We start from the raw sequence: 7715 nt of genomic DNA on the forward strand, positions 1-7715 counted from the left end.
GGGCCTGGCTGCGCGAGGACGGGCGCATCCGCGACCTGATCGCGGCGGTGTCGCGCAGCGGGCTGCCGGAAGCCGGGGCAGTGGTGCACCTGCTGGAGCGCGACGCGCGCAAGCGGGCCACGGAAGAATCCCTGGGGCTGGAATGACCGCCATGGGCGGCGCCTTGTGGTCGCCCCGCGCGAATTCGCAAAACAGTCACCGGGGGAGGTGCCGCACTTGCGGACTTGATTTTTCGCGGGGGCTCGCCCAATATGCCGGTCCGTTTCCGGTGGCGCGGGCAGGCGTGCACTGTCCGGAGGCGGGAAGGAGGTTGCTGCCGTGAACAAGGAAGGACAACACAAGGACGGTCCGTTGAAGGACCGTTACAGGCGCGGTTTCGTCGAGGTCATGTGCCCCAAGTGCCGCACCACGCGCATCATCGTGGTGCCGGAAGAACCCATGCCGCGTTGCGAGACGTGCCGCGTCGAGATGATCGTCAAGGAAGTGCTTACCGAGGGCAAATACTAGTCCGCACGGCGGTCTTTCGTTCCCCGGCGTCGTCGGGTTCTGCCATTTGCTCCGGTCGGGTACGACAGGGTGCGCTGCGGTCGCCATTCGTGCGTTGCGGTTTCCATCCGTTGGGTTCGCGCTTCGCGTTTTCCGACGGTCGGGGTAATGCTCGCAGGCCCGCATGACGACTGTCGCGCGCTTCCTCCGCAGTGGGCCCATCTTCCTCGCCGGAGAACGAACCCCCTGCCGTGCGCACAGGATGCGCCAGGCATCCGTGAAATTTCAAAGCGGGCTCCCGTGGGGTCTGCGCCGCGCCCCGCGCGTTTTGGGCGGATTGCCGACGCCCGCCGTGCGTCGGGGCGCGGCATCGCGTTGCCGGTTGTGGTTTTTCAACGATATCCGATGGAGGAACGCATGAAACTGTTCAAGCTGCTGGCCGCCATGCTGCTGGCCGTGCTCGTCGCCGCGCCCGTCATGGCCGCCGACATCGAGCTGGCCAAGAAATCCACCCTCAACGAAATCGTGGCGCGCGGCGAACTGCGCGTCGGCTTCGACGCGGGCTACATGCCCTTCGAAATGACCGACAAGAACGGCAACTACGTCGGCTTCGACATCGACCTGGCCAAGGAACTGGCCAAGGCCATGGGCGTGAAGTTCGTGCCCGTGAACACCGACTTCGACGGCATGATCCCGGCCCTGCTCAGCGACAAGTTCGACATCATCATCAGCGGCATGACCGTGACCCAGGAGCGCAACCTGCGCATCAATTTCGCCAACCCGTACATCGTGGTCGGCCAGTCGGTCATCGTCAGCAAGAAGCTTGAAGGCAAGGTCAAGACCTGGGAAGACCTGAACAAGCCTGAATACACCGTGGTTTCGCGCCTTGGCACCACCGGCGAGGAAGCCGCCAAGCGCATGCTGCCCAAGGCCAAGTACAAGTCCTTCGAAAAGGAAGCCGACGGCGCGCTGGAAGTCATCAACGGCAAGGCCGACGCCTGGGTGTACGACATGCCCTTCAACGTGGTGTTCATGGCCGAGCAGGGCAAGGGCAAGGCCATTCACCTGGACAAGCCCTTCACCTACGAGCCGCTGGGCTTCGGCATCAAGAAGGGTGACCCCGACTTCCTGAACTTCCTGGACAACTTCCTGAGCCAGATCAAGAACGACGGCCGCTACGAACGCATCTACAGCAAGTGGATGAAGTCGACCGAGTGGCGCGCCCAGGTGCAGTAGCCTGAGGTTTCCGGCTGGGGCGGGCATCCGCCCGCCCCGCCTTGCTCCGTCCGGCCCGCATCCCCACGGTTTCGCGCGGGCGCGGTTCCCCGTTTCTTCCCCCTCACCGGGAAAGGGCAGGGAACCGCCCCCGCGCGAAGCCATGCGGCTTTCACCGCGCCCTGGCGCGGCCATCTCCCCGGCGCTTTCACCGTCCGCAGGGTTTCGCACCCGTGCCGGGCGCGTGGCCGCGCCGCAAAAGGAATCACGATGACGCAGTACAGAGGGCTGGACAAGCCCAAGGGCAGGAGCTTCTTCCTGTTCTGGAAAGCCATGTTCGTGGCGGCCATGCTGGCGCTGGTGGCGTTCTTCTGGGTCGCCTCCTCGTCGGTGGAATACATCTGGCGCTGGAACCGCGTGCCCCAGTATTTCTGGGTGAACGAGGCGGCGGACGTGCGCGCCGAGGCGGAAGGCGACGTCACCATCATCGACCGCCAGGGCAACGAACAGCGCGTGGTGGTGCGCGACGCCTCCGGCGAGGAACACACCCACATGCTGCCCGGCGAGGGCAAGGTGCTGGTGTCTTCCGGCGACTTCGCCTACCGGGGCGACGTGCTGGGCCGCTACCAGCTGAACAAGCCCGGCATCCTGCTGGAAGGGCTGTGGGTAACCCTTGAAGTCAGCGTGCTGGCCATCATCGGCGGCATCGTCATCGGGGTGGTCACGGGGCTGTGCCGCATCTCCATCAACCCCATGCTACGCTGGGGCGCCATCGCCTACATCGAGATCATTCGCGGCTCGCCGCTGCTGGTGCAGATATTCCTGTGGTATTTCGTGGTGGGCACGCTCATCAACGCCCTGCTCGAACACGTGGGCCTTGGGGGCATATCGCCCCTGTGGTACGGCGTCATGGCGCTGGCCCTGTTCACCGGGGCCTACGTGGCCGAAATCGTGCGCGCGGGCATCCAGTCGGTGCACCGCGGACAGATGGAGGCCGCGCGCTCGCTGGGCATGAGCTACGCCCAGGCCATGCGCAAGGTCATCCTGCCGCAGGCCTTCCGGCGCATCATGCCGCCGCTGGCCGGGCAGTTCATCAGCCTGATCAAGGACTCGTCGCTGCTCGGGGTCATCGCCATCCGCGAACTGACCAAGGCCACGCGCGAGGTGGTCACCACCTCGCTCCAGCCGTTCGAGCTGTGGATCGTCTGCGCGGTGCTGTACCTTGTGCTTACTTTCACCCTTTCGCTGTTCGTGCAGTACCTTGAACGCAGGGCCATCCGATGATCAACGCCACCAACGTCCACAAGTTCTTCTACACCCCCGACAAACTGCACGCCCTGCGCGGCGTTTCTCTGTCCGTGGCCCCCGCCGAGGTGGTGGTCATCATCGGCCCCTCCGGCTCGGGCAAGAGCACCTTCCTGCGCTGCCTGAACCGGCTGGAATACGCCGATGAAGGCTCCATCCTCATCGAAGGGCGCGACATCCTGGACCCCGACTGCGAGATCAACGAGGTGCGGGCCGAGGTCGGCATGGTGTTCCAGTCGTTCAACCTGTTTCCGCACCTGACCGTGCTGGAGAACCTGACCCTGGCCCAGCAGACCGTGCGCAAGCGCGGCAAGGCCGAGGCCGAGAAGAAGGGCATGGAGCTTCTGCGCAAGGTGGGCATTGCCGAAAAGCATGGCGTGTACCCGGACCAGCTTTCCGGCGGGCAGCAGCAGCGCGTGGCCATTGCCCGTGCGCTGGCCATGGACCCGAAAGCCATGCTGTTCGACGAACCCACCAGCGCCCTGGACCCGGAAATGGTGGGCGAGGTGCTGGACGTCATGAAGAATCTGGCCCGCGAGGGCATGACCATGGTGGTGGTGACGCACGAGATGGGCTTTGCCCGCGAAGTGGCGGACCGCGTGGTGTTCATGGACCAGGGCAGCATTCTGGAAGTGGGATCGCCGGACAAGTTCTTCACCGCGCCGGAGCATGAGCGGACCAAGCTGTTCCTGAGCCAGATCCTGTAGGTTCCCTGTAGGTTCGCTCAGGCCGCGTCCCTGCGCAAAAGGCGCAGCTTCCGTGCCGGAGAACGAAAACCCTGCAGCCTTGCACAGCCTGACGCGACCCGGCTTGGCCTCTGTAAGGCAAAGACACTGCGCATCTCGCAGGCAATTCCCGGGGCATTCCATGCAATGGATGCCCCGGTTGTCTTCACGGTGGCCCCCCACTGGGGTGGGTGGCGCCCCCTGTTGCCCCCGTCAGGCGTAACGGGTAGAGTCGCGCCCATCCGCTGGCGCGTCTGGTGACGCTTCAGCGTTTGGGGGGCGAGGATCTGCCGTGAATCATGAATTTCTGGCCTTTCTGGGGCTGGCCGCGTTGCTGGTGGTAACCCCCGGCCCGGACACCATGCTGGTGGTGCGCAATTCGTTGCGCGTGGGCGCGCGGGGCGGCGTTGCCACCACGCTGGGCTGCGTGTCGGGCCTGCTGGTGCACGTGGTGTGTTCCGGCCTTGGCGTATCCGCCGTGTTGGTGCATTCCGCCGGGGCCTTCCACGTGGTGCGTCTGGTGGGGGCCGCCTATCTGGTGTGGTTGGGCGTGCGCGCCCTGCACGGTGCATGGAAGGGCGGTCCCGATGCGCCGGTCGCGCCGATTGCGCATGACGCCCCGTCTGCACCGGATGCGTGCGAAACGCCGGGCACCGTGCCGCCCGGCCCGGCCCAGTGGCGCGCATACCGCGCAGCCACGCGCGGCATGGTGCGCCGGGCGTGGGTGGAAGGTTTTCTGAGCAATGTGCTGAACCCCAAGGTGGCCGTGTTCTATCTGGCCGTGCTGCCCAACGTGGTGGCCGCCGGGGGCATGGCGGGGGCCGATGGGGGCTCCGGGGCGGCAATGCTGGGCGGCGCCTTTGTCCGGGCCTGTCTGTTCGGCGGCATGCAGGCCGTGGTGGCCGTGCTGTGGTTTTCGTTCCTGTCCGTTTCGGTGCACCGGGCGCGCGCCACCCTGTTGCGCCCCGGCGTGCAGCGGACTCTGGAAGGCGGCGTGGGCGGTCTGATGGTGGGCTTCGGCCTGCGTCTTGCCCTTGATCGTGGGTGACGCGTGATCGAGGACGATGGCGATTGCCTGGAGCCGAATCGTCCAGTCCGGTTTGCCTGGTCTGTCAGGTCCGTCTGGTCCACTGAAGTCCGACCGGTTCACCGGGTTCCGTCCAGCCTTACCTGTGCATGATCCGCACGGCCTGGGCCGTGCGCAGCTTCAACGGAGGTTTCCATGCGGCGAATTGCCATGCCGGTTCTTGTTCCGGTCGCCCTCGTGCTGGTCCTGTCCCTTGCCGGGTGCGGCGGGCGCGGCGGCCTGTCGCACGTGGCCACCGATCCGTTGATAGTGGCGTGCCAGGCGCGCTGCCAGCAGGACGACGAGTACGGCGTGCTCACCCGCAACGGCTGCATGCGCGGATGCGAGGCCACCCGTGTGCGTTTTCCGTTGCGCGGCAACCACTACCTGTCCGAGGAAGCCTGCGTGAAGGGCGTGGATGCCCTGAATGTGGACGAGCAGTTGCGCGCCATGAACACCTACTGTGAAGACACCTGGGTGAACATCCACTCCCGCAAGGGCTGCAAGGATGCCGCGCAGGCCTTCTACGGCGCCATGGGCGAGCATCTCTGCCGCCCCGATGCCCGGTAGGGGCTGCGTGCAGTCTTTGCGCCCGGCCTTTCGCGCGGTGGGGTGAACGTGCCTGCCGCAGATGTTGCGGGGCAAAGACGACGCCCAGGCCCCGGCGGGGCACGCACGATTCTTGTCGCAGCGCAGGGTGGGGGATAATCCGAATCATGTCCACAATGCACACCGCATGCAGGGAGGCCGCCATGGGCGACGACCACGTGATGCTTGACGTTGCCACCATGCCCGTGCCCAGGGGAGGCATCATCGCGCTGGCCGCTGGCCCCGTGGGGTTGCCGGGGGCGTTGCCCGCGCTGGCGGCCGTGCAGGCGGACGTGGTGCTGGGGCTGGCCGTGGGTGCCACCCTGCATGACGCCCTGCTGGATCCCATGGGCGATCCGCTGTTCCGGGTGGTGGGGCGCACCCTGTTGCCCCGTTCCGGCTCGGCGCATGCCGGGGCCTGCGTGTTCGTGGAAGCCCTGTGTGACGAACCGGGCGGTCGGGTGCTGCACCTGCTGGCGCGACGCCGGGGGCGCGCCCTGGCCTGGGTGACCCTTTCCGACAAGGGCGCCGCCGGGCTGCGTCAGGACGCCAGCGGCCCCACCATCGCCGAGATGGTGCGCGAGGCCATGCCGCTGTGCATCGAGCGCGGCTACCTGCTGCCCGACGACGGCCAGCGGCTGCGCGCCCTGCTGGTGGACCTGGCCCTGACCCAGGGCTACGACCTCATCCTGACCACCGGGGGTACCGGCATCGGCCCGCGCGACGTGACGCCGGAAGCCACCCTGGCGGTCATCGAACGGCGCCTGCCCGGCTTCGAGCAGGCCATGATGGCCGCAAGCCTGGCCAAGACGCCCAACGCGGTCATTTCACGCGCGGTGGCGGGCACCCTGGGCGGGGCGGTCATCGTCAACCTGCCCGGCAGCCGCAAGGCCGTGGCCGAGAATCTTGCCGCCGTGCTGCCCGCGCTGGCCCATGCGCTGGACAAGTTGCAGGGTGATCCGGCCGAATGCGGCGGGTAGGGGCTGCCTCCAACCGGTCTTTTTGCCCGTTGGCCAGCGACCCGAGCGGGATGCGAGTCCTGCGGCCATCGTGCGCGGCTCGGTAAACCTTCGCTTGGCGTCACTACGATTTTTTGCATGCCGGGGCATGCACCACGGCAACCATCCCCAACAATCAACCGGCGCCGCATGGCGCCGGGGCGAAAGAAAAGGGCACGGCGCATTTCGGGGGAAGCGCGGCGCGCCCGTCGTCCCGTCAGAGACACACGCATGCAGCAGCCTTTGCAAGTCAGGCTCATCGACCTGACCGTGGCCTTTTCCCGTGCGCTCGACCTGGTGAGCCCGGCTGTTGCCGCGCATCACGTGCACGTGGGGTTCATCGCCGCGCGGCTTGCCGAGCGCCTTGGCCTGCCCGACAGGGACAGGTGCGAACTGCTGCTGGCCTCGCTGATGCACGACGCGGGGGCCGTGCCGCTGAAGGCGGCCCTGGAAGGACTGGTCTTCGAGCAGGACATGGATTCGCACTCCCGCGCCGGGGCCGTGATGCTGGGCACCTGTCCGCGACTGGCCGAAGCCGCGCGCCTGGTGCGCCATCACCATGCGCCGTGGTGCCACGGCAAGGGGGATGACGGCGTTCCCGAAGCCGCGCACATCATCCACATGGCCGACAGGCTGGACGTGCAACTGCGGCGCGGCGAAGACCCCGCCCGGCAGTTTCCGGGCGCCATGAAACGACTGGAACGGGGGCGATCCATCCTGTTCCGGCCCGATGCGCTGGATGCCCTGTACGACCTGACGGTCGACCCGGATTTTGCCGCCGGGCTGCGCGCGCCGGAATGCCATCTGCACTCCGGTACGGGCAGCAAGCTGGAAAACGAGGTTCTGGATGCCGACGGGATCATCTCGTTTTCCGCGCTGTTCTCGCTGGTCATCGATTCGCGCAGCCCCTTCACCGCCACCCACTCCAGCGGCGTGGCGGAAACGGCACGCCTGCTGGCCCGCTGGGCCGGGTTCGACGGCCCGCAGGGCAAGGCCCTGTACGTGGCGGGGTTGCTGCACGACATCGGCAAGCTGGGCGTTTCGCTGGACATCCTGGAAAAGCCGGGGCGGCTGGACGATGGGGAAATGTACCTGATGCGCCGGCATGCGGAGCACAGCATGGATATTCTGGCATCTGTCCCCGGCTTCACCAGGGTGGCCACCTGGGGCGCGCTGCACCACGAACGCATGGACGGCAGCGGCTATCCCTACGGGCTTGCAGGCGACGACCTGCCCCTGCCGGCGCGCATCGTGGCCGTGGCCGACGTGTTCACGGCCATTGCGGAGGACCGCCCCTACCGGGGCGGCATGCCGCCCGACGCGGCCCGCGCC

At 67.0% G+C, this 7715-nt stretch carries 8 protein-coding genes; all 8 read left to right on the forward strand.

The genetic code is table 11. From position 1 onward, the window contains the following. Nucleotides 1-318: 318 nt before the first annotated feature. A complete protein-coding gene (locus FVW20_RS03015) occupies nt 319-507 on the forward strand; it encodes a hypothetical protein (RefSeq protein ID WP_167122614.1) in 189 nt (62 codons plus the stop codon). Nucleotides 508-903: 396 nt separating this feature from the next. Beyond that, complete coding sequence (locus FVW20_RS03020) at nt 904-1722, forward strand: transporter substrate-binding domain-containing protein (RefSeq protein ID WP_196608239.1); 819 nt, start codon at nt 904-906, stop codon at nt 1720-1722. Between the two features lie 249 nt (nt 1723-1971). Continuing rightward, nucleotides 1972-2985, forward strand: a complete 1014-nt coding sequence (locus FVW20_RS03025; protein WP_196608240.1) for an amino acid ABC transporter permease — start codon at nt 1972-1974, stop codon at nt 2983-2985. Then, nucleotides 2982-3713 (forward strand): amino acid ABC transporter ATP-binding protein, encoded by a 732-nt coding sequence (locus FVW20_RS03030; protein ID WP_196608241.1) that lies wholly within the window; start codon nt 2982-2984, stop codon nt 3711-3713. Before FVW20_RS03025 ends, FVW20_RS03030 begins: the two co-directional genes overlap by 4 nt. Before the next feature lie 310 nt (nt 3714-4023). Beyond that, entirely contained in the window at nt 4024-4779 is a 756-nt protein-coding gene (locus tag FVW20_RS03035; RefSeq protein WP_196608242.1) for a LysE family translocator, read from the forward strand. Between the two features lie 174 nt (nt 4780-4953). Next, on the forward strand, nt 4954-5367 hold the full coding sequence (locus FVW20_RS03040; RefSeq protein WP_196608243.1) for a hypothetical protein: 414 nt from the start codon (nt 4954-4956) through the stop codon (nt 5365-5367). Nucleotides 5368-5549: 182 nt separating this feature from the next. Beyond that, nucleotides 5550-6365, forward strand: coding sequence for a MogA/MoaB family molybdenum cofactor biosynthesis protein (locus tag FVW20_RS03045; protein WP_196608244.1), 816 nt, complete (start codon nt 5550-5552; stop codon nt 6363-6365). Nucleotides 6366-6614: 249 nt separating this feature from the next. Continuing rightward, nucleotides 6615-7715 (forward strand): HD domain-containing phosphohydrolase (locus FVW20_RS03050; RefSeq protein ID WP_196608245.1); only part of this gene is annotated, 1101 nt, incomplete at its 3' end.

It is taken from the genome of Nitratidesulfovibrio oxamicus, from assembly GCF_015731765.1.
Taxonomy (GTDB): domain Bacteria; phylum Desulfobacterota; class Desulfovibrionia; order Desulfovibrionales; family Desulfovibrionaceae; genus Cupidesulfovibrio; species Cupidesulfovibrio oxamicus.

Bases quoted from the DNA above. Each gene is read 5' to 3' on its own strand.
- FVW20_RS03020 (WP_196608239.1), top strand. From the start codon at position 904: ATGAAACTGTTCAAGCTGCTGGCCGCCATGCTGCTGGCCGTGCTCGTC.
- FVW20_RS03025 (WP_196608240.1), top strand. From the start codon at position 1,972: ATGACGCAGTACAGAGGGCTGGACAAGCCCAAGGGCAGGAGCTTCTTC.
- FVW20_RS03030 (WP_196608241.1), top strand. From the start codon at position 2,982: ATGATCAACGCCACCAACGTCCACAAGTTCTTCTACACCCCCGACAAA.
- FVW20_RS03040 (WP_196608243.1), top strand. From the start codon at position 4,954: ATGCGGCGAATTGCCATGCCGGTTCTTGTTCCGGTCGCCCTCGTGCTG.
- FVW20_RS03045 (WP_196608244.1), top strand. From the start codon at position 5,550: ATGGGCGACGACCACGTGATGCTTGACGTTGCCACCATGCCCGTGCCC.